20 protein-coding genes are annotated in these 21,046 nt (G+C 65.0%); 7 read left to right on the top strand and 13 right to left on the bottom strand.

Annotated elements, in window-relative coordinates; all coding sequences use genetic code 11:
• Positions 1–5: 5 nt before the first annotated feature.
• Positions 6–1,046: a heme-dependent oxidative N-demethylase family protein gene (locus OE647_RS18700; protein WP_263723283.1), complete on the top strand. Its 1,041-nt coding sequence runs from the start codon at positions 6–8 to the stop codon at positions 1,044–1,046.
• A 2-nt stretch (positions 1,047–1,048) separates the two neighbouring features.
• Here OE647_RS18700 and OE647_RS18695 read toward each other — a convergent pair whose 3' ends face one another.
• Positions 1,049–1,678: a helix-turn-helix domain-containing protein gene (locus OE647_RS18695; RefSeq protein WP_263723282.1), complete on the bottom strand. Its 630-nt coding sequence runs from the start codon at positions 1,676–1,678 to the stop codon at positions 1,049–1,051.
• A 181-nt stretch (positions 1,679–1,859) separates the two neighbouring features.
• On the opposite strand from OE647_RS18695, the gene OE647_RS18690 reads away from it, so the two are divergent.
• Positions 1,860–2,810: a GlxA family transcriptional regulator gene (locus OE647_RS18690; RefSeq protein ID WP_263723281.1), complete on the top strand. Its 951-nt coding sequence runs from the start codon at positions 1,860–1,862 to the stop codon at positions 2,808–2,810.
• Between the two features lie 5 nt (positions 2,811–2,815).
• Here the strand turns inward: OE647_RS18690 and OE647_RS18685 are convergent, their stop codons facing one another.
• From OE647_RS18685 to OE647_RS18665, 5 genes are all read right to left on the bottom strand, one after another.
• Positions 2,816–3,382 (bottom strand): sarcosine oxidase subunit gamma, encoded by a 567-nt coding sequence (locus OE647_RS18685; RefSeq protein ID WP_263723280.1) that lies wholly within the window; start codon positions 3,380–3,382, stop codon positions 2,816–2,818.
• Complete coding sequence (locus OE647_RS18680; RefSeq protein ID WP_263723279.1) at positions 3,375–6,332, bottom strand: sarcosine oxidase subunit alpha family protein; 2,958 nt, start codon at positions 6,330–6,332, stop codon at positions 3,375–3,377. Before OE647_RS18680 ends, OE647_RS18685 begins: the two co-directional genes overlap by 8 nt.
• Positions 6,329–6,616 carry a sarcosine oxidase subunit delta gene (locus OE647_RS18675; RefSeq protein ID WP_263723278.1) on the bottom strand — a complete coding sequence of 96 codons (288 nt, stop codon included), beginning with the start codon at positions 6,614–6,616 and terminating at the stop codon, positions 6,329–6,331. The genes OE647_RS18680 and OE647_RS18675 overlap by 4 nt, the downstream gene beginning before the upstream one ends.
• Before the next feature lie 10 nt (positions 6,617–6,626).
• Positions 6,627–7,877, bottom strand: a complete 1,251-nt coding sequence (locus OE647_RS18670; protein ID WP_263723277.1) for a sarcosine oxidase subunit beta family protein — start codon at positions 7,875–7,877, stop codon at positions 6,627–6,629.
• A gap of 110 nt (positions 7,878–7,987) precedes the next feature.
• Positions 7,988–8,935 carry a LysR substrate-binding domain-containing protein gene (locus OE647_RS18665; RefSeq protein ID WP_263723276.1) on the bottom strand — a complete coding sequence of 316 codons (948 nt, stop codon included), beginning with the start codon at positions 8,933–8,935 and terminating at the stop codon, positions 7,988–7,990.
• 212 nt (positions 8,936–9,147) lie between these two features.
• Here OE647_RS18665 and OE647_RS18660 point away from each other — a divergent pair, with 212 nt between their 5' ends.
• A complete protein-coding gene (locus tag OE647_RS18660) occupies positions 9,148–11,523 on the top strand; it encodes a DUF1989 domain-containing protein (protein ID WP_263723275.1) in 2,376 nt (791 codons plus the stop codon).
• Here the strand turns inward: OE647_RS18660 and OE647_RS18655 are convergent.
• From OE647_RS18655 to OE647_RS18630, 6 genes are all read right to left on the bottom strand, one after another.
• The gene (locus OE647_RS18655; RefSeq protein WP_263723274.1) at positions 11,502–11,801 is read right to left on the bottom strand and encodes a hypothetical protein; all 300 of its coding nucleotides are present in this window, start codon (positions 11,799–11,801) and stop codon (positions 11,502–11,504) included. The two genes, OE647_RS18660 and OE647_RS18655, sit on opposite strands and share 22 nt — an antisense overlap.
• Positions 11,801–12,496 carry a hypothetical protein gene (locus OE647_RS18650; protein WP_263723273.1) on the bottom strand — a complete coding sequence of 232 codons (696 nt, stop codon included), beginning with the start codon at positions 12,494–12,496 and terminating at the stop codon, positions 11,801–11,803. The genes OE647_RS18655 and OE647_RS18650 overlap by 1 nt, the downstream gene beginning before the upstream one ends.
• 66 nt (positions 12,497–12,562) lie before the next feature.
• Positions 12,563–13,978 carry an APC family permease gene (locus tag OE647_RS18645; protein WP_263723272.1) on the bottom strand — a complete coding sequence of 472 codons (1,416 nt, stop codon included), beginning with the start codon at positions 13,976–13,978 and terminating at the stop codon, positions 12,563–12,565.
• 9 nt (positions 13,979–13,987) lie between these two features.
• Complete coding sequence (locus OE647_RS18640) at positions 13,988–14,155, bottom strand: hypothetical protein (protein ID WP_263723271.1); 168 nt, start codon at positions 14,153–14,155, stop codon at positions 13,988–13,990.
• Between the two features lie 15 nt (positions 14,156–14,170).
• Positions 14,171–14,551 carry a hypothetical protein gene (locus OE647_RS18635; protein WP_263723270.1) on the bottom strand — a complete coding sequence of 127 codons (381 nt, stop codon included), beginning with the start codon at positions 14,549–14,551 and terminating at the stop codon, positions 14,171–14,173.
• Positions 14,552–14,556: 5 nt separating this feature from the next.
• A complete protein-coding gene (locus OE647_RS18630) occupies positions 14,557–14,844 on the bottom strand; it encodes a hypothetical protein (RefSeq protein WP_263723269.1) in 288 nt (95 codons plus the stop codon).
• A 363-nt stretch (positions 14,845–15,207) separates the two neighbouring features.
• Between OE647_RS18630 and OE647_RS18625 the strand changes: the two genes are divergently transcribed.
• The gene (locus tag OE647_RS18625; protein ID WP_263723268.1) at positions 15,208–16,998 is read left to right on the top strand and encodes an APC family permease; all 1,791 of its coding nucleotides are present in this window, start codon (positions 15,208–15,210) and stop codon (positions 16,996–16,998) included.
• A 129-nt stretch (positions 16,999–17,127) separates the two neighbouring features.
• The gene (locus OE647_RS18620) at positions 17,128–17,856 is read left to right on the top strand and encodes a FadR/GntR family transcriptional regulator (protein WP_263723267.1); all 729 of its coding nucleotides are present in this window, start codon (positions 17,128–17,130) and stop codon (positions 17,854–17,856) included.
• A 2-nt stretch (positions 17,857–17,858) separates the two neighbouring features.
• Here the strand turns inward: OE647_RS18620 and OE647_RS18615 are convergent, their stop codons facing one another.
• On the bottom strand, positions 17,859–19,154 hold the full coding sequence (locus OE647_RS18615; RefSeq protein WP_263723266.1) for an ABC transporter substrate-binding protein: 1,296 nt from the start codon (positions 19,152–19,154) through the stop codon (positions 17,859–17,861).
• Between the two features lie 158 nt (positions 19,155–19,312).
• Between OE647_RS18615 and OE647_RS18610 the strand changes: the two genes are divergently transcribed.
• Together OE647_RS18610 and OE647_RS18605 are read left to right on the top strand one after the other, a co-directional pair.
• Positions 19,313–20,671 carry an NAD(P)-binding domain-containing protein gene (locus tag OE647_RS18610; RefSeq protein ID WP_263723265.1) on the top strand — a complete coding sequence of 453 codons (1,359 nt, stop codon included), beginning with the start codon at positions 19,313–19,315 and terminating at the stop codon, positions 20,669–20,671.
• A gap of 265 nt (positions 20,672–20,936) precedes the next feature.
• The coding region (locus tag OE647_RS18605; RefSeq protein WP_263722762.1) for a formate--tetrahydrofolate ligase at positions 20,937–21,046 on the top strand (110 nt) is incomplete at its 3' end.

Raw genomic sequence — 21,046 nt, 5'->3', positions numbered from 1 at the left:
GCACCATGACCATCCAGTTCAACGACGAAACCTTCCACGACGACTACACCTTCCGCAACTCGGATTGGGCGATCCAGCGCTTTCCGTTTCCGTTCCACGAAGACAGCTACATGTACTCGGTCAACCTAGAGCCGCATCTGTCGCTGAGGCCCGGGTCGGTCTATGAAAAGACCTTCGACGTGGACGAACATTATGTCGCGGAAATGAAGGACCGGGCGCGGGTGCTGGCGGAAGACCCGCTGCGCTGCCAGTCGCTGCCGCACATGACGCTTGCGGGCTGGGACCTGCTAGAGCTGATCATGGTGTCGAAGGCGCGGGAATATCCCGACCTCTTCGAGCTTCACCGCGACGGCGACCGCTGGCACTGGATCAACAAGCCGCTGGGCATCGAGCAGAAATTCGTCTTCCTGGACGAAACGACGCTGCCCTGCGGGCCGTTGGAATACATCACCCGTCAGGCGCAGGGCGACTATGCGCTTCTCGACCAGCGGGACGACAACCTCTGGATGGACGCCGGAATGGTGACCACCCAGGCGGACTGGAGCCTGGATTTCGACATCGGCATGAACTTCTTCGAGTGGCACGCGCCGGTTCCGATGGCGAGTGAGCTTGGCGTGTTCCAGCGCGCGCTGAAGTTCCTCCTGAACCTCCAGCAGGGGGCGCCCGTCCGCCGTCTCAACTGGACGATGACGGTCAACCCGCTGCTCGACACCAGCCCGGAGAACTATCACAAGTGGGGCGTGCAGAAGACGGCGCTGACCCCCGAAAACGTCGGCAGCAAGCAGCATCTGCGGGTGGAGCTTCAGACCCTGTTCCGGCTGCCGCGCTCGAACGCGCTGGCCTTCCCGATCCGTTGCTACCTGATCCGGCTGGAAGACTTGGTGACGGTGCCGAAATGGGGCCGCCGGCTGCATCGCGTGCTGCGCGACCTGCCGGAAGAACTGGCGACCTACAAGGGCTTCATCCGCAACCGCCCGATGATCGTCGAATACCTGTCGCAGTTCGATGACGGTACGCCGACATCCCCCGGCGTGTTCCCGGACTGATCCTACTTGCCCTGAACGTAGGAAATGATCGACAGGTAGCGGGCCGGAAGCTTCACCAGGTTTTCCGGCCCGTGGGGCGCATCGGCGTCAAAGAACAGCGTATCCCCCGGCTTGAGCGGATAGACGCTGTTGCCGTGGCGGTAATCGACTTCGCCTTCCAGCATGTAAAGCATCTCGATCCCTTCGTGCTGGAACGTCGGGAACACGTCGGAGTCCGAATTGAGCGCGATCAGATAGGGCTCTACCACGACGCCGGAGGAATTGGCGCCCAGATGGCCAAGCAGGTTGTACTGGTGCCCAGCCCGGGTGCCGCGGCGCTCGATCTCCATGCCTTCGCCGGCCTTGGTGTGGACGGCGTGGTGCACGTCCTCGAACCGGCGGAAGAAGGAGGTCAGCGGCACGCTCATCGCATGCGCCAGCGTTTGCAGCGTGGAAAGCGAGGGCGAGGTGTTCCCGTTCTCGATCTTGGAGAGCATCCCGATCGACAGCCCGGTGCGCGCCGAAAGGTCCGCGATCGTCATGCCGCTTTGGTGACGGAAGGCCCGGACCTCCCGGCCGATGGCCACCTCAAGGATGTTTTCCCGTTCTTCACGAATCCTGTGGGGGTCTTGTGCCAGAAGCGCCGCGCTCATAATAACTCCAAATGATGTGTCACTGGGCCGAAGCGGATAGTGTCTCTCAGCCGAACCTCGGGCCTGCCCGAACCGGGGAATGCCGTCGCTTATGCCGTGCGTGTTTCCTAAAGGTAATATGAATATGCCTCCGGTTCAACGCGCGATCACCATCGGATTCCTGGTTTTTCCAGGTTTTCCGATGTCTTGCCTGACCTCGATGATCGAACCACTGCGCGCGGCGAACGAAATCGCGGGCGTTCAGGCCTTTCAATGGCGCATCCTGTCCGAGGATGGCGCGCGCGTCGCGTCAAGCGCCCAGGTGGTTTTCGACCCCGACCTCACGCTGTCGGACGCGGGGGAGATCGACTATCTGTTCCTGCTCAGCAGCCCGACCGCGCGCTTCATCGATCGGAAAAGCGCGGAAGGCCATCTGCGGCGTCTGGCGCGGCACGGCACCGCCGTCGGCGGGGTCAGCGGCGGCGTCTTCCCGCTGGCGCGTACCGGGCTGCTGGACGGACACGCTGTTTCTGTCCACTGGTGCTACGAGGCGGCCTTCGCGCAGGAGTTTCCTGACCTGCGGATGCGCGACGACGTGATCGTCTTCGATCACCCGCGCTATACGGTTTCGGGCGCGGCGGCCTCTTTCGACCTCATGCTCAGCTTCATCGAGGACCGCCTGGGCGCCGGTGTCGCGACCGAGGTCGCCTGCTGGTTCCAGCATCCGGTGGTGCGGGGACGCGGAGTACGTCAGAAGACCCCGACCTTCCGGCGCGACAGCACCGCCGATCTCTTGCCCGGTCCAGTGGCCAAGGCGGTCGAGATCCTGAACCGGAACATCTCCAGCCCCATCGCCATCGAGGAACTGGCCGAAAGCGTCGGGGTCTCACCCCGCCAGCTGGAACGGCAGTTCAAGAAGGCGACAGGTCAAAGCCCCTCGCGCTACTACCGCACGATCCGGATGAAGGCGGCGCGCCAGCTGGTCCTGTTTTCAAGGGAGTCGATGGCGCGCGTCGCCGCCGCGGTGGGCTATGAGACGGTGGCGCCGCTCCTGCGGCACTACCGGGAGGAATTCGGCCTCAATCCGGCCGAAGACCGAGACATGATCAACCGCTTCCGGGTCGAGGACAACAGGCCGTTGCCCTCGGCCTGAAAGGGTCAGGCGATCGAGCGCGCGGCGGCAGCCAGCGCATGGTGCATCGACCCCGCGAAGGACCGGGGCGCCAGCACACTGAAATGCCGGCCCGCCTCGCGGCAGATCACGAAGGATCCGATATGTTCGATCACGCTGCGGGTGGCGGCGCCGGTCGGCATGCGGCGCGCGGGCACCGGGCAGAGCCGTTCGAGCAGGTCGATGACCGTCGGCCCTTCGAGGTCGAAGCGCACCCAGCCGTCGGTCTGTTCGGTGACCGAGGCGCTGTCGCCAAAGGCCTGTTTGGTGATCGCGGCGATATCCTCATGCGTGGCGAAGGGGGCCTCGGCGAACCATTGGTCCGACGCGGTCCAGATCAGCGTCCAGACCGGGCCGGCGGCCCAGTGACCGGGGCCGGGAAGGTCGGTGCCGAAGAGGCCCGCCGCCGCCGCGTTGAATTCCGCCGCCTTGCCGTTGCGACGGGAGACCGAGGCCAGCGCCCGATCCGTAACCTCGGTGATCGTGATGTCGCCGACGCGGTCGGTGCGCGGCTGGGCGCCGCCGAGCGGCGTCAGGGCTGCAAGGTCATGCACGGAGACGTTCCCCCTCAGGATCGACGAAATGGGCGCTGACCACTTCGACTAGCGTTTCGGTATTCTGCACCGGGTTCACGGCGCGCAGCACCTCGCCCTTGCGCGCGGCGCCGTTCTTGAGGAACCCGAGCCCGATCGTGTGGCCAAGGTTTGGCGAATAGCAGACCGAGGTCATGTAGCCCTGGTCGTTGGCGGCGTTGGCGACGGCGTCCTTCGCGATGAAATGCGACCCGGCGGCGAAGCTTTCCTGCGGATTGACCGGTCGGAAGCCCACGAGGTTCAGCGCGTCATCGCGGTTCAGCCCTTCGCGCTCGGACAGGGTGGAGCCGATGGAGTCCTTCTTCTTGGACACCATCCCGCCCATGCCGAGGTTCAGCGCCGTGATCGTGCCGTTCAGCTCGTTGCCCGCCGCGTGGCCCTTTTCGATCCGCATGACGCCCAGCGCCTCGGTGCCGTAGACGACCGCGTCGAACTCCTTGCCCTCCTCGACCATACGCCGGATCAGCGCGTCGCCGTAGCGGGTTGGCACCGCGATCTCATAGGCAAGCTCGCCTGAGAACGAGATCCGGAACAGCCGCGCGCGCAGCCCGCCGCAGACCGTGATGTCACCGCAACCCATGTAGGGGAACGCCTCGTTCGAGATGTCGTGGGCGGGATCGACGATCTTTTGCAAGAGCTTGCGGGCGTTCGGACCTGCGACCGAGAATTGCGCCCAGGCCTCGGTGGTCGAGATGATCTGGACGTCCATGTCCGGCCAAAGGCACTGACGGCAGAACTCCATGTGCCGGTAGACGCCGACCGCGTTGGCCGTGGTCGTGGTCATGACGAAATGATCCTCGGCCAGGCGCGCGGTGGTGCCGTCGTCCATCGCCATCCCGTCCTCGCGCAGCATCAACCCGTAGCGGACCTTGCCGACGGCAAGCTTGGCGAAGGGGTTGGCGTAGATGCGGTTGAGGAACTCCGCCGCGTCGGTGCCCTGCACGTCGATCTTGCCGAGCGTGGTCACGTCGCAGATGCCCACCGATTTGCGCGTCGCGAGCGCCTCCCGGTCGACGGATTGGCGCCAGTGCGTCTCGCCCGCGCGGGGCAGCCACTGGGTCCGGAGCCACATGCCGACCTCGACGAAGACGGCGCCCTGCTCGGCGGCCCATTTGTGGCTGGGCGTTTGCCGGACCGGGCGGAAGTCCTTGCCGGCGGAGCGGCCGGCGAAGGCGCCGATGGCGACCGGCGTGTAGGGCGGGCGGAAGATCGTGGTGCCTGTGTCGGGGATCGACTTGCCGGTCATCTCCGCCATGACGGCCAGACCGCCGATATTCGCGGTCTTGCCCTGATCGGTCGCCATGCCAAGCGTGGTGTAGCGCTTCAGATGCTCGACCGAACGGTAGCCTTCCTGATGCGCGAGCTTCACGTCCTTCACGGTCACGTCGTTCTGCTGGTCAAGCCAGGCGCGCCCCTTGCCGGGCACGTGATAGAGAGGCGTGATGCGGACGGGCGCGTCTTCTGCCTCGGGCAGTTCGGCGGCCTTGGCCTTCAGGCCGAGATCGCCCAACGCCGCCGCCGCCGCCGCCGCGCCAGAGGCCAGTGCTCCGGAGGTCGAGAAGACGCCGTTCGCCGATCCGGCGACGGTCATGCCCTGCGGCAGCGACTGGCCGGGGACGAAGGCGGCGATCGCCTCGTTCCAGACCGGCAGGCCGCGCTGGTGGCAGGTCAGGTGGACGTTGGGGTTCCAGCCGCCCGACACGCCGAGCGCGTCGCAGGACAGGGTCCGCGTCGCGCCGCCCGGCAGTTTGACCCGGATCGAGCTGAGGCCGAGCCGGCCCGAAGCGTCCTCGACCTGGCCGCCGGCCAGAACCTCGTAGCGGTTGGTGCGCGGCGCCTCGCTCAGGCGGCTGTCGATCACCGCCGCGACGTTCACGCCGCGCGCGATCAGGTCGGTCGCGGTCCGGTGCCCGTCATCGTTGTTGGTGAAGATCGCGACCGACTTGCCCGGAAGCGCGGCCCAGCGGTTCGCATAGGCACGCAGCGCCGAGCCGAGCATGATGCCCGGACGGTCGTTGTTGCGGAACGCGATCGGGCGTTCGAGCGCGCCGGCGGCCAGGACGCTGCGCTTGGCGTAGATGCGCCAAAGCGTCTGGCGCGGCTTGCCCGGCGCGGGTTCGGCCAGGTGGTCCGAAACCCGCTCCAGCGCGCCATAGATACCGTGATCGAAGGCGCCGAGAATCGTCGTGCGCGTCATCACCCGCACGTTGGGCAGGCTGGCAAGCTCCGCGACGGTCTGCGCCGCCCAGGCGCTGCCCGACATGTCGCCCAGCGCGAAGGTTTCGGCGTTGAGTCGGCCGCCGGCCAGGAAATCCTCATCCGCGAGGATGACGTCGGCGCCCGCGCGGCCCGCCGTCAGCGCGGCGGCAAGGCCCGCCGGACCCGCGCCGATGACGAGCAGGTCGCAATGCAGGAAGCCCTTGTCATAGACGTCCGGGTCGGGTTGCGCGGTCAGGCTGCCAAGGCCGGCGGCGCGGCGGATCATCGGCTCGTAAAGCTTTTCCCAGAAGGCCTTCGGCCACATGAAGGTCTTGTAATAGAACCCGGCCGCGAAGAAGGGCGACATCAGGTCGTTCACCGCCAGCAGGTCGAAGTTGAGCGAGCCCACGCGGTTCTGGCTGCGCGCATCGAGCCCGTCGAAAAGCTCGGCCACGGTGGCGCGGGTGTTGGGTTCCTGCCGCGCGCCGGTGCGCAGTTCGACCAGCGCGTTCGGCTCCTCGGAGCCGGCGGTCAGCGGGCCGCGCGGGCGGTGGTACTTGAAGGACCGGCCCATCAGCCGCACGCCGTTGGCCAGCAGCGCCGAGGCCAGCGTGTCGCCGGGATGGCCCTGATAGCTGCGCCCGTCAAAGCGGAAGCCGATGGTGCGTCCGCGGTCGATCAGGCCGCCTTCGATACGGTTCATCTGGCTCATTTGCTGCGCCCCTTGGCCCGCGCCACGTCGCGCGCAAGCTCTGCCGAAAGGATTTCATGGGTCACGGTGTTACGCGTCACGACAAGCCAGCTGCGGTCGCCCTGTTCGTGGAACCACAGTTCGCGGTGAACGCCGGCGGGGTTGTCGCGCAGGTAGAGATAGTCGTGGAACTGGTCCTGCGCGTCTGCGGCCTGCCAGTCGGGCCGCTCGATCAGATGCGCGTCACCCAGATAGGTGAATTCCTGCGAATCGCGCGGTCCAAGCAAGGGATGCGGGATGATCATTCTGGTATCCTCAGTGCAGGTTCGGCTGGGCGCCCATGCCCTTTTCGTCGATCATCAGCCCCTTGCGGAACCGGTCGAAACGATAGGCCGTGGCGGTTTCATGCGGGGTGCCGGTGGCAAGCAGATGCGCGAAAGCCCAGCCCGAGGCGGGCGTCGCCTTGAAGCCGCCGTAGCACCAGCCGCCGTTGAAATAGAGCCCGTCGATATCGGTCTTGTCGATGATGGGCGAGCCGTCCATCGACATGTCCATGATGCCGCCCCACATCCGCAGGAGCCGGGCGCGCCCGATCATCGGCATCAGGCTCATCCCCCCCTCGCAGACATCCTCGACCACCGGCAGGTTGCCGCGCTGGGCGTAGGAGTTGTAGCCGTCGATGTCGCCGCCGAAGACCAGGCCGCCCTTGTCGGACTGGCTGACATAGAAATGCCCCGCGCCATAGGTGATGACGCCGGGCAGGATCGGCTTCAGCCCCTCGGACACGAAGGCCTGCAAGACGTGGCTTTCGATTGGAAGGCGCATGCCGGCCTTGGCCATGACCCGGCCAGAGGACCCCGCGACCGCCACGCCGACCTTGCCCGCGCCGATGAAGCCGCGTGTGGTCTCGACGCCCTTGCAGGTGCCGTTCTCGATGCGGAAGCCGGTGACTTCGCAGTTCTGGATGATGTCGACACCGCGCAGGTCGGCGCCGCGGGCATAGCCCCAGGCCACCGCGTCGTGGCGCACCGTGCCGCCGCGCGGCTGCAAGAGCCCGCCCTTGATCGGGAAGCGCGCGCTTTCGAAGTTGAGGAAGGGCGCCATCTTGCGAACGCCCTCGGTATCCAGAAGCTCGGAATCGACGCCGTTCAACCGCATCGCATTGGCGCGTCGGCGGAAGGCGTCGCGCTGGGCGTCGGTGTGGCAGAGGTTCAAGACACCGCGTTGGCTGACCATCGCGTTGAAATTGAAGTCCTGCTCCAGCCCTTCCCACAGCTTCATCGAGAATTCGTAGAAGGGTTCATTCCCATCGAGCAGGTAGTTCGACCGGATGATCGTGGTGTTGCGGCCGACGTTTCCGCCGCCGATCCAGCCCTTTTCCAGCACCGCGACGCTGGATTTCGAGAAGACCTTGGCAAGGTAGTAGGCCGTCGCAAGCCCGTGCCCGCCGCCGCCGATCACGACGATGTCGTAATGGGGTTTGGGCGCGGGATCGCGCCAGGCCGGCGTCCAGCCCTTGTGCCCGGTCAGTGCCTCCTTGAGGACCTTGAAGCCCGAATAGCGCATGTCAACCTCAGAACAGTTCCGGTCCAAGGTGCACCGTTGCGGGGCTGTTGCGACAGCGCCGGTTCGGACATTTTTGATGTGACTTCCGACATGGGCGGCCGGGCCGCCCGCTATTGACCGTAGCGTTTGCGCGACGCGCTGACCGCCATGAGCCAATCCGAGATCTCGGTGCGACTGGGGAAGGCGGGGTGGTTTTGCGGCGTCAGAAGGTAGTAGCCGAACTTGGTGCGGACCTGTGCATCGCCCAGCGGCCGCACCAGCCGGCCGTTGTTCAGGTACTGGTCGACCAGGTGCCCCCAGCCCAGCGCCACGCCCACGCCGTCAAGGGCCGCGTGGATCGAGAGAGGGTAGGAGTTGAAGAGTGTCGTCCGCTCAAGCCGCCGCGCCTCGGCGCCCATGCGGGCGAGCCAGGCCTGCCAGTTCATCCACTCGGTATGGCTGCTCGTCACCTCGATCAGCGGCGCACCGGCCAGGTTCTCGATCTCGGCGACCTCGGGGTTCTGCGCCAGGAATTCGGGCGAGCAGACGGGAAAGATCGTCTCCCCGAAGACAAGCTGGGCGTCGAACCCCTTCCAGCTCCCGTCGCCGCGCAGGATGGCGAGGTCAACCGTATCCGCCAGGCATTCGGTGTCGTTGTCCGAGGCGACCAGCATGATGCTCAGGTGCCTGTTCGCTTGCCGGAACTCATGCAGCCGGGGCGTCAGCCAGAGCGAGGCGACGGACTGCGTCGCAGCAAGGATGACCGGGCGGTTCTTGCTGGTCTTCAGCGCGTCATCGGCGGCTTCGCGCAGCATCTCGATGGCCGGGGAGATCCGCGCGAGGAACTCGCGCCCGTAAGGCGTGAGCTCGATCGAACGGTGCCCGCGTGCAAAGAGCTGCAAGCCGAAATGCTGCTCCAGCAGGCGGACCTTCCGGCTGATCGCCGTTTCGCTGATGTTGATCTGGCGGGCGGCCGCGGCAAAACTCTCATGTTCGGCGGCGGCCTCGAAGGCCAGAAGGTAATCCAGCGGGGGCAGCGGTTTGCGGCGTTCGGCCGGGCGGCGGGTGGTCTGGTTCATCTGCGCGGCTTTCGCAGTAAGGTCGATGCGCGGCGCAAGGCCGGTTGCGCGTGATCCTAGACCCGACAGGGAAATTTGCCACAATAAATTAGAGGCAAAGACCACAATAATTCTCCGCGCGCATTCCGGCGCGCCTTGGCATGATCGCAGCCAATCCCCAGCCGCGCCGACCAAGGTGATGGGCTGCAGGACCCAGTCAATGTAGGAAGCCCATGCAAGCCACCCTGGAAAGACCGTTTGAGCGCGCCGGTGTCGTGATTCCCGGCCTGCCTGTCCTGCCGCCCGGAATGGAGCGGCATCCGGTACCCGGTGGCGGCAGCCGTGCCGTGCCGATCTTCAAGGGCGACGAAATCACGATCCAGGATCGCGAGGGGCTTCAGCCTGTCGAACTGGTGTTCTTCGCCCATGACGGCCGCTCGGACGCGGGCATGATCGGGGCCAAGGGGGGACGCGATCCCGCGGGGCTGAAGGCCGCGCTGGTGTCCGACCCTTCCGGGCGCAAGGTCGTTCGTGCGCTGGAGAAATCGGGCTTCGACCTCGGCAAGGCCGATGCGGCGAAAGTGTTCGAAGACGGCTCTCGTCCTGGCGATTTCGCGAGCTTCACCGCCTCGGTGGACGGGCTCCTGATCGTCTGCGCGGCAGGCGGGCCGATGGAGCCGCACGATCACTGGGCGCCAACCGACGTGGTGCTTTACGTCCGCCGCGCGAACCCGCCCAAGGGTAAGGACGCGCTGGCGCCGCCCGATCCGCTGGCGGACCCGCTTCTGGATGAAAATATCAAGCCGGGGCAGGCGCTGCCCTATGTCGTCAAGGCAGGCCAATACATCCAGATCCTGGATGTGAAGGGCCGCGAATGCACCGACTTCCAGGCATTTTCGCTGCGCGCGCTCGACAAGGGCATCGAGCGGGAGATCGATCCGACCACGACGCGCTCGCTCATGGGCTCGCTCTATCCGATGCCGGGGCTGCATTCCAAATACTTCACGGTTGACCACGAGCCGCTGATCGAGATCGTTCAGGACACGGTCGGCCGGCACGACACATTCGGCCTGGCCTGCACTGCGCGCTACTACGAGGATCTGGGCTATCCCGGCCACGTCAATTGTTCGGACAACATCAACCGCCAGCTTTCCGCCTTCGGCATCCGCCCGCGCGGCGGCTGGCCAGCGATCAACTACTTCTTCAACACGCTTCTGGACGACACCCACGCGATCGGCATGGACGATCCCTGGTCCCGTCCGGGGGACTACGTGCTGCTTCGGGCGCTGACCGATCTGGTCTGCGTCTCCACCGCCTGCCCCTGCGATATCGACCCGGCCAACGGCTGGAATCCGACCGATATCCAGGTGCGGCTGTACGACAAGACCGAAGACTTCAAGCGTTCGATTGGCTGGCGCAAAACACCGGGGGCTGATTTGGAAGAGACGAAAAAAACCGGGTTCCACGACTGCTTCGCGCGCCACACGCGCAGCTTCGTCGAATACAACGGCTACTGGCTGCCCAGCGAGATGACGAACCACGGTGCCACCGCCGAATACTGGGCGGCGCGGGAAAAGGCCGTGATCATGGACCTCTCGCCGCTGCGCAAATACGAGGTTACCGGCCCCGACGCGGAGGCGCTGATGCAGCTTTGCGTCACCCGCGACATCAAGAAGCTGCCGGTGGGCGGCATCGTCTATACCGCCATGTGCTACGATCACGGCGGGATGATCGACGACGGCACGGTCTTCCGCCTGGGCGAGACGAACTTCCGCTGGATCGGTGGCAACGACCAGTCGGGCCTCTGGCTGCGCAAGCAGGCCGAGGAGCGGGGGCTGAACGTCTGGGTGCGGACGTCGACCGATCATCACTGCAACGTCGCGGTCCAGGGGCCGCTGTCGCGCGAGATCCTCAAGCAGGTCATCTGGACGCCGCCCGCCCAGCCCACGGTCGAGGAGCTTGGATGGTTCCGCCTGACCATCGGTCGCCTGCATGGTTTCGACGGTCCCGCCGTCGTGGTCAGCCGCACCGGCTATTCGGGCGAACTGGGGTATGAGGTCTTCTGCCACCCGAAGGACGCCACCACGATCTTCGATGCGATCTGGAAGGTGGGCGAACCGATGGGAATGATCCCGCTGGGGCTGAAGGCGCTGGACATGCTCAGGATCGAGTCCGGGCTGATCTTTGCCGGGTCCGAGTTCGACGACCAGACCGACCCGATGGAGGCCGGTATCGGATTCGCGGTGCCGCTGAAGTCGAAGACCGACGACTTCATCGGCCGCGCGGCGCTTGAGGCGCGTAAGGCAAGCCCGCAGAAAAAGCTCGTGGGGCTGGATCTCGACGGCGGCATCGTGCCAACGCCGGGCGACTGCGTGCATGTCGGCAAGCCGCAGATCGGTGTCGTGACCTCGGCGCTGAAGTCGCCGGTCCTGGGCAAGGTCATCGCGCTGGCGCGGGTGGACGTGACCCATGCCGCGCCCGGAACCCGGCTTGAGGTCGGGCGTCTTGACGGCGATCAGAAGCGCCTTCTGGCGACCGTGGTGGCCTTCCCGCACTTCGACCCGACGAAGGAGCGGGTGAAGGGCAACTACCCGGCGTCCTCGGACTGAACCTGCCGGGCGCGGTGGCGCCAGACCTCTGTGCGCACCCGCGCCTGCTTGTAGGCGTCGAAGACCGACATCGCGTAGACGAAAAGACCGCCCGCCAGCTTGCCGACGATCGACACCTCTGGCGCGGCGGTCTTCAGCGTGTAGCCGCCAAGAAGCAGGATGAAGAACAGGAAGGTGAGCCCGCGCACCGGCTGGCGGTTCAGCACCTGACCGCTGCCGGGCAGCACGAGGCTCGCGGCCAGGACAAGGAGCGGGGCGGTCGGGGCCTTTTGCGACATCAGGCAGAGATCCTTTCGGCGGGCGCCGTCATTTCCAGCACATCATCCCTGAGCGCGAGGAGCCTGTCGAGATGCGGCAGGAGCCGGGTTTGGGGCAAAGGCAGGGTGCCAAGCTCGGCATCGCGGAACAGCAGGTAGCGGCCGCGGTTCGCCTCTTCGGCCAGGAAGGTGATGCGGAGGCCCTTGGGCGAAAGCACCAGTTCCTTCACGCGCGGATCGTGAAAGAGCGTCGCGTGACGCTCCAGCAGGCCCGACGGCGGAAGCTGGGTCGCATCGTCGCTGCGCAGCTTGCAATCCTCGGGGAACCCGGGCGGCGGCGCGACTTGGTCCTCAAGGCTGTGGAAGTTCGAGAACGGCTCCAACCCGGTCGCCCGGACCATCACGTCCAGCGTGGCGCGCAGCGGCAGGGGCGCGGGCAGGGTGACCATGACCCAAAGCGCCGGAAGCTTTCGGAAGGTCAGCGTGTCGGGAAGCGCCTGAAGGTCGAAGGTGGCGCCGCGGTAGCGCCCGTTCAGGCGCGGAAAGCCGGTTCCCGCCCGCCCGGTGCGCGTGTCCGCAAAAAGCGCCGAGACCTTGTCGAAATAGGCCGCCCGGATCGCGCCGCGCGCCCTGCTGGCCCGAACCGTCTGCCATAGAAGCATCAGCCCGGCGATCCCCAGCGCCGCCGCCAGAAGTCCCAGTCCCGTCTGTTCCATCGTCATCCCCCCGGAGAAAAAAGGCCCGCCCTTGTGGGCGGGCCCTCGATTCGTTGCGTCAGCTCCTCAGTAACCCTGCGGCCGCGGCCAGGGCATGGTGAACTGCGCGGCGCGGCGCACGAAGCGGTAGCGCCAGAAGTGGAACCACAGCGACACGGTGATGTAGAAGGCGATCATCGCGACAAGCTGGGTACCGTAACCAAGGAACACCGCGAAGTAGGCGACCCCGCAAAGCGACAGCAGCACGATCGCCGGGATCGGATGGAACGGATGCTCATACCCCCGTTTGATCGCGTGGAGCGGCCATTTGCGGCGGAACAGGATCACGTTGATCGGCATGAACGTGTATTCCAGGAGCCCCGAGAGGATCGAGAAGGTGATCACCTGGTCCAGCGGTGCACCAAGCGCGAAGATCAGCGCGATCGGCACCAGGAAGATGATCGAGCGGTAGGGCGTCCGGTAGACCGGATGCACCGCGCCGAACCACGACGGCAGGTAGTGGTCGCGGCCCATCGCGAACCAGGCGCGGCTGGCGTCGTTGATGCAGCCGTTGGCCGAGGCCAGCGTCGCAAAGAGCGTGCCGATACCCAGCAGCACCATCAGGCCGGTCGATCCCGACATCCGCGCCGCGTCGAAGAGCGGCACGCCCGCCTGGCCGAGGTATTCCCAGGGCATCAGGCCCACGCAGACATACCAGGTCAGCGTGGCCGCGATCAGCAGCGTCATGATCCCCGCAAGCGTCCCGAAGGGCAGCGCGCGCGCGGGCGAGCGGACCTCTTCGGCGGCCTGGGTCGTTCCCTCGATCCCGAGGTAGTACCACAGGCCGAAGTGCATCGCCGCCAGCACACCGAGCCAGCCGTAGGGCAGGTCCGTCATCAGCGCCTCATGCCGGAGCACATCGCCGCCGAAAACCGGCGAAGTGGCCAGGAACAGGATGATGATGGCGCTGAAGGCGATCGCGGTGATCACCAGGCTGAAGGTGAGCGTGGCCAGCACGCCGCGATAGTTCAGCCAGGCCAGGAACATGATCGCGAGCACGATGAAGGGGCGTTGATCAAGCCCTTCATGCCCCGACATGACCGCCACCGTGTCGATCAGGAACCCGACCGTGATCGCGTTCGCCGCCTCCAGCATCGTGTAGGCGAAGACAAGGTAGAGGCCCACGTTGAAGGCCATCAGCGGGCCGACGATGTGCTTGGCCTGCGTGTACTGCCCGCCTGCGGCGGCGACGGTCGAGGTGACCTCGCTGTCGATCATGGCGACGCAGGTGTAAAGCAGCCCCGCGAACCAGCAGGCGATCAGCGCGGCAAAGGCGCCGCCCTTGCCCACGGCGAAGTTCCAGCCCATGTATTCGCCGACCAGAACGATGCCCACGCCAAGCGCCCAGACATGCGCCGGGCCGAGCACGCGTAGAAGGCCGACCTTGGTGCCGTGCGGCGCCATGCCGTCGATCTCTTTCGAAGTGATGTCGAAATCGCTCATGTCCGCCCCTCAGATCTTGTGTTCTTCGGTCATGGCTTCAAGCTCCCCTTCGCGGGACGACATCAGCACCTCTTCCGAGTAGCTGTTGTCGGTCCGGAGCCAGTCCGTGACGATGATCAGACCGAATACCGCGGCAAGTGCCCAGGCCGCGTATTCCATGATGTTCCAGATATCCATGCTACGCTCCTTGGCTCAGCTCTGGTTGAACTTTTCGGCGATCACCTCGCGGTATTCCTTTTCGGAAAACCGCAGCATGATGGCGTAGTAACCGACGATCACCACGATCATCACCAGAAGGCTGCTGATCGAGAACGAGTAGTCGAAGCGGCTGGAAATCAGTTCCGCCGCCGAGGCCGCGTCCGCGTAGCCGAGCTGGTTCCACTTCTCGACCATCACCGCGTTCTGGCCGAGGCTTTCCCAGGTCGGGTTCTCCGGCACGTTGGATTCATGGGCGCTGCCGGCCAGGCCGAGCCACAGCGGGATGTAGAGCGAGCCGATGGTCATCACCAGAAGAACGACGACGTCGATCATCTGGCCGAGCTTGCCCTGAACGGGGGGTGTGTATTTTGCCATCGCTGTCACCCCTTCGCGGCCCGGGCGGCGTCGAGGAACTTGATGTCGAGGCCATACATGAAGTCGCGGTCCTCGCGGTAATGGCGCAGCATCGCCATGATCGCGGCGGTGTTGAAGATCAGCACGGTGGCTCCGCCGATCAGCAGCACGATGCGCGTCGCGCCGGAGGGCGCCAGGGACCAGGTCGCCCAAGCGACGAAGCCCATGCTGAACCAGAGGCCGATGACGAAGGCCCAGGCTACGGTTACGTCACGTCGATGCATCTTTTCGATGCGACTCGTCAGATTACTCACGTTCTCCTCCCTAGTTATTGCACCCGATACGGGTCTTCTTGCCGTCAAAATTCTCCTGATGTTCAAGATTTTTTACTGATGAGACAGGAGGCGTTACATTCTGTCAAGCGCTAACGAGGCATCGCGACGTGGAGTTGGGGGTCGGGTTTGCCTGCGATGGCTGATGGCTCAGCATATCAAAGTTATGGCCTTAAAGGGAAATTTCGTTTCATTTTGGTGAAATTTTTCTTTGACCGAACCGCTCAATGCGGCAGAGTGGAGCCGGGACGGCAAGACACAACCAAGAAACGTGCGCCGGAACGAAGAATGGGACCCAAGGCCGGAAGGGCGTGGCGGGTCACTAACAGGGAAAAGGAAACGAATATGCCCAGCGACAACACCGCTGTTTATTCGGAGTCTTCCGGCGAGTCGCGGAAGCTCCAACGCGCGCTAGACTGGCGCGGCGCATTCTGGGTTGCGGCGGGGGTGCCCCCGCTTGTGCTGTTCTCCATCGGCGGGATCGCCGGCGTGGCGGGCCAGGCGGCCTTCCTCGTCTGGATCATCTCGATGATTATGGGCTTTTCACAGTCCTTCACCTATGCCGAGATCGCAGGCATGTTCGGCAACAAGTCGGGCGGCGCCTCGGTCTATGGCGCGACGGCCTGGCTGCGCTATTCCAAGATGATCGCGCCGCTGTCGGTCTGGTGTAACTGGTTCGCCTGGTCGCCGGTGCTCTCGCTCGGCTGTGCCATCGCAGCGGGCTACATCCTGAACGCGCTTTTCGCGATTCCCACGGCAGAGAGCCAGGTGGTGGCTGACTGGATCGTCGCCAACGGCGCGCAGTTCACGGCCGAAAGCCCGGCGGTGCTTGACTATATCGCCGCCAATGCCGGCACCTCGGTCGCCGATGCGATCGCCGCGGTGCAAAGCACGGCCGCGATCGATGCGCTGACCCCCGCGGCCCGCGTCTGGGAAGCGTTCAACGTCACGATCCCCGGCCTCGGCACGCTGCACTTCAACTCGACCTTCGTGATCGGCGCGATCCTCATGCTGATCATCTTCGCCATTCAGCATCGCGGCATCGCCTCGACGGCGCGCGCGCAGAAGGTGCTGGCGGTGGTCGTTCTGGTTCCGCTGTTCCTGGTCGGCATCGTGCCGATCGTGACCGGCTCGATCGACTACATGAACGTCACCGACATCGTGCCGCCGTCCGTCGCCTATGGCGGGGATGTCGGATCGTGGAACATCGGTGGATGGACGCTGTTCCTGGGCGCGCTCTATATCGCCGCCTGGTCCACCTACGGCTTCGAGACCGCGGTCTGCTACACTGCAGAGATGAAGGACCCGGCCCGCGACACGTTCAAGGCCATCTTCTTCTCCGGCCTGCTCTGCATGATCTTCTACTTCATGATCCCGTTCTCGTTCCAGGGCGTGTTCGGCGCGGCCGGGATGCTTGACCCGGGCATCGTGGACGGTAGCGGCATCGCGCAGGCGCTGGGCTCGATGGTCAGCTCCTCGAACGTGGTGACGCAGATCTTCGTGATCCTGATGATCATGGCGCTGTTCCTTGCCATCATGACGGCCATGGCGGGCTCCTCACGGACGCTCTACCAGGGGTCGCGCGACGGTTGGCTGCCGCGCTACCTGAGCCATGTGAACGATCACGGCGCGCCCACCAACGCGATGTGGACGGACCTCGTGTTCAACCTGATCCTTCTGGCGCTGGCTTCCGACGCGGCGGGCTACTTCTATGTGCTCGCAATCTCCAACGTCGGTTACCTGACCTTCAACTTCCTCAACCTGAACGCTGGCTGGATTCACCGCATCGACTCGAGCCACATTCGCCGGCCCTGGAAGGCGCCGAACTGGCTGATCGGGTTCAACACCCTTCTGGCCTTCGTCAACGCCCTGCTTCTGGGCGCGGGTGCCAAGGTCTGGGGCTATGACGGCGCGCTGTGGTCGGGCGTGGCCTTCGCCGCCCTCATCCTGCCGGTCTTCTGGTACCGCCACTACATGCAGGACGGCGGCAAGTTCCCGCCCGAGGCGCTGGAGGATCTGGGTCTTTCCAACGGCGACCTGGGCGAGCGCAAGGCGGGCTTCCTGCCCTACCTGGCACTGATCGTCGGTGCGTGCATCGTGCTCTGGGCGAACTGGTTCTTCGTCCTGCCAGGCTGATCGGACCAGCAAAGCTTTCGGCGGGCGGCCTTTGCGGGCCGCCCGTTTTCGTTTGCGCCCCCGCGCGCCGCTGTTGAGCCGGAGGACCAATTTCGGTTAACTGGTGCAAGCGACCATCGGAGATATCGAGTGAGCACACGCCCCGTTCCCTTTGCAGCACCGCCCGCGCCCGAGACCCCGATCGGCGCGACCGTGCAGTCGGTGATCAACACGCTCTTCGCCCGTATCGAGTCCAAGGAATACGGGATCGATGAGCGCCTACCTTCGGAGCGGACCCTGGCCGCCGAACTGGGCGTCGCCCGCAACACCGTGCGCGAGGCGCTGGACGTTCTCGAAACCCGCCGCGTGATCCGGCGCCGCGCCGGCAGCGGCAGCTTCGTTACCTACCAGAGCGAGGTCGGGCGCAATGCCGCGCCTTCGCCCCTGGCTTCAAACACCAGCCCGCTCCAGCATCTCGTCGTGCGCGGCATCCTTGAGCCGGAGATGGTGCGTTTGGCGGTCATCAACATGACCCCGCGCCAGATCGAGACGCTGGGCGAAACGCTGTCGCAGATGGAGCAGATCCGCACCGACGCGAACGCCTTTGCCCGGCAGGAGGAGGAGCTTTACCGCCAGATCGCGCAGGGGACCGGGAACCAGTTGCTGGCGGCCTGCTACGAGCTGACGATCGACGCCTGCCGCCAGAACTTCCGCTCGGCGATGCTCAGGCGCTACCTGACACCGAAGCGCATCATCGACTACCAGCAGCGCTACAACACGCTCTTCAACGCGATCGCCTCGCGCGACATCGAGGCGGCGGTGGAATTCGTGAAGCTGCACCTGATCGAGGAGCAGAAGCTTCTGTTGCAGGAGGCCTGAGCCTAGGGCCCGACCCGCCGCGTCGCGGCGTCGCGCACGGCGCGGGCCTGGCGCTGGTCCCACATCTGGCCAAGCTCCACCATCTGGGCGCGCAGCAAGGGGCCGTGCTGTTCGAGCCAGGCCGGGATCGAGCCGAACTCGACGATGCGGGCCTTGCCGTCCTGGATCCGCACCACGGGCCAGTCGCCGATCAGCGCGTTGTCGATGCCGAAGACCTCCGACCCCCACCAGGCGGCCGGACCGAAGGCGTGCATGACAACGCCCGACTGTTTCATCGCCGCGAGAACCGAGAGCGAGCTGACGCTGCCCGCGTGTTCCACCGCGGCGCGCCAGATGTCGAGGATCGCGGCGTACTCCCAGGAAACCGCCGTCCAGCTTCCCGGGAAGTGGCGCTGGTATTCCAGGTAGAAGTCCTTGGGCCGGTTGAAGAAAAACGCCTTTTCTGCCAGCGCGGGATCGTCGAAATCGGGGAACTGGAAGACGAAGCCCTCCATGAACGCAGGCGAGGTTCGCGCGATCAGCTGTGGGTAGGCATCGAGTGTGCAGGACACAAGCTGTCCCCGGAAGTCTGCGGCATGGGCGGCCTCGGTCAGCGCATGGACCATCGGCGTGTAGCTCGTGCACCAGCACAGGATGTCGGGGGCGTCCTGCATCATCGCCGCGACGATCTCGGCGGCGTCGCCGCCCTGCGGGTCGTAGCGGATTTCGCGCACCACCTCGATCCCGGCGGCCGCGCAGGCCGCGCGATAGGTCGCGAGCGAGGGAAGCCCCAGTGCATCGGTCTGCGCGCAAAGCGCGATGCGCCGCAGCTCGGGCCGCGTCCGGGCCAGCCAGTCGATCCCGGTGACGTTGTAGACCGGGTGGGTTTCGCTGGGCGCGATCAGATAGGGCGTGTCGGGCGACAGGTCGCTGGGAAGCAGCGTCGCGGTCAGCAGCTTGCGATCCGTCAGGTAGTCGATGATCGGCGGAAGGATGTCCCCCCCCAGCGTCAGCAGCAGCTTCACGTCGCTGTCCTGCACGAGCTTGCGCACACCGTCGAGCGCGAGCCGCGAATCATAGCGGCAATCGAAGGGCACCATGCGCACCGGATGGCGCTGTCCGGCGATGGAAAGCCCCCCAGACCGGTTGATGCTGTCGGCCCAGATCCGGCATCCGTTCAGCCCCGGCAGCCCCCAGGATTCAACCTGGCCGCTCAGCGGGGCGAGAAATCCGACCCCGATCGTGTCCGCGACCCCGGCCGTCAGCCGGGGCAGGGCGCCCCTAAGCGCCAGTCTTTGCACGAAGCTTCCTGTATTCATCGTTCCGACTGGGCGATCCGCCATCATTCCCCAACACAATCCCTGCGCGATCACCAAAAGGCAAATTATTTTATTGACATGGTGTGCGCCAATTCGTCACTCTGGTCCGGACCAAAAGCACCAAAGAGTGAAACTGGTTCATACCACAGGAGGTAGATTTGACGAAACGCGTGGCAATCATCGGCGCCGGTCCCTCGGGCCTTGCGCAACTCAGGGCCTTCCAGTCCGCCAAGAACAAGGGCGCGGAAATCCCGGAGATCGTCTGCTTCGAAAAGCAGTCGAACTGGGGCGGCCTTTGGAACTACACTTGGCGCACGGGCCTTGATGAATACGGCGAGCCGGTCCACTGCTCGATGTATCGCTACCTGTGGTCGAACGGTCCGAAAGAGGGCCTGGAATTCGCCGACTATTCCTTCGAGGAGCATTTCGGCAAACAGATCGCCAGCTACCCGCCGCGCGCGGTGCTCTTCGACTACATCGAAGGCCGCGTGAAGAAGGCGGGCGTGCGCGACTGGATCCGCTTCTCCACCACCATCCGCATGGTCCGCTACAACGAGGACAAGGGCAACTTCACCGTCACCGCCCACGACCTCGAAAACGACCGGATGTATGACGAGGATTTCGACAACGTCATCGTCGCCTCGGGCCACTTCTCGGTGCCCAACGTTCCGGAATATCCCGGCTTCGACAAGTTCAACGGCCGCGTGCTGCACGCCCACGATTTCCGTGATGCGCGCGAATTCGCCGGCAAGGACCTGCTGCTGCTCGGCTCTTCCTACTCGGCCGAGGACATCGGCTCCCAGTGCTGGAAGTACGGCGCGAAGTCGATCACCGTCGCCTATCGCCATGCGCCGATGGGCTTCAAGTGGCCCGACAACTGGAAGGAAGTGCCGAAGCTGGTGCGCGTGGACGAGACCACGGCCTACTTCGCCGACGGCACCTCGAAAAAGGTCGACGCGATCATCCTGTGCACGGGCTACAAGCACCACTTCCCGTTCCTGCCCGACGATCTGCGCCTGAAGACCGCGAACCGCCTGGCCGCCGCCGACCTCTACAAGGGCGTGGTCTGGGTCCACAACCCCAAGCTCTTCTTCGTCGGCATGCAGGACCAGTGGTTCACCTTCAACATGTTCGACGCGCAGGCCTGGTGGGTGCGCGACGCGATCATGGGCCGCATTGCGATCCCGACCGACAAGGCGGTGCTGGTGAAGGACGTGGAGGACCGCGTGGCGGGCGAGGATGCGGGTCAGGACGCGCATGATGCGATCCACTACCAGGGCGATTACGTCAAGGAGCTGATCGCCGAGACGGACTATCCCTCCTTCGACGTGGACGGCGCCTGCGAGGCCTTCTTCGAGTGGAAAGACCACAAGAAGGAAGACATCATGGCCTTCCGCAACAACTGCTACCGCTCCGTCATCACCGGCACGATGGCGCCAATCCATCACACCCCCTGGAAGGATGCGCTGGACGACTCCATGGAATCCTACCTGCTGAACGAGATCGCGGCCGAGTAACCAGAACGGCCATGGCCGGATGGATGCGGACCCCGGCAGGCAAGCCGCCTGCCGGGGTCCTGCATTGTGCAAGGGGCCTCCACGCTCGGATGACCGCAGTTCTCGTGGGTTCAGCCGTCAATTTTTCGGGCCATTCCGGAGTAACAGGGGTTTGACCATAGCGAATATTATTTTATTCTTGGGAATGCACGGACACCGCCACCGGGTTCGCGAAACGCGCCGCCCAGACTGTCCGACGGGCGGATGAAAGGGAGAGACGAGGATTATGGCGTTCAAGACCGACATTGAGATTGCGCGTGAAGCGAAGAAGAGGCCGATCCAGGAGATTGGCGACAAGCTTGGGATTCCGACGGAGCATCTGCTGCCGTATGGGCA

The sequence above is a fragment of the Albidovulum sediminicola genome (genome assembly GCF_025751575.1).
GTDB classification, from domain to species: Bacteria; Pseudomonadota; Alphaproteobacteria; order Rhodobacterales; family Rhodobacteraceae; genus Albidovulum; species Albidovulum sediminicola.
Note: the sequence above shows the minus strand (reverse complement) of the source record. Positions and strands in the feature narration are given on the sequence as shown.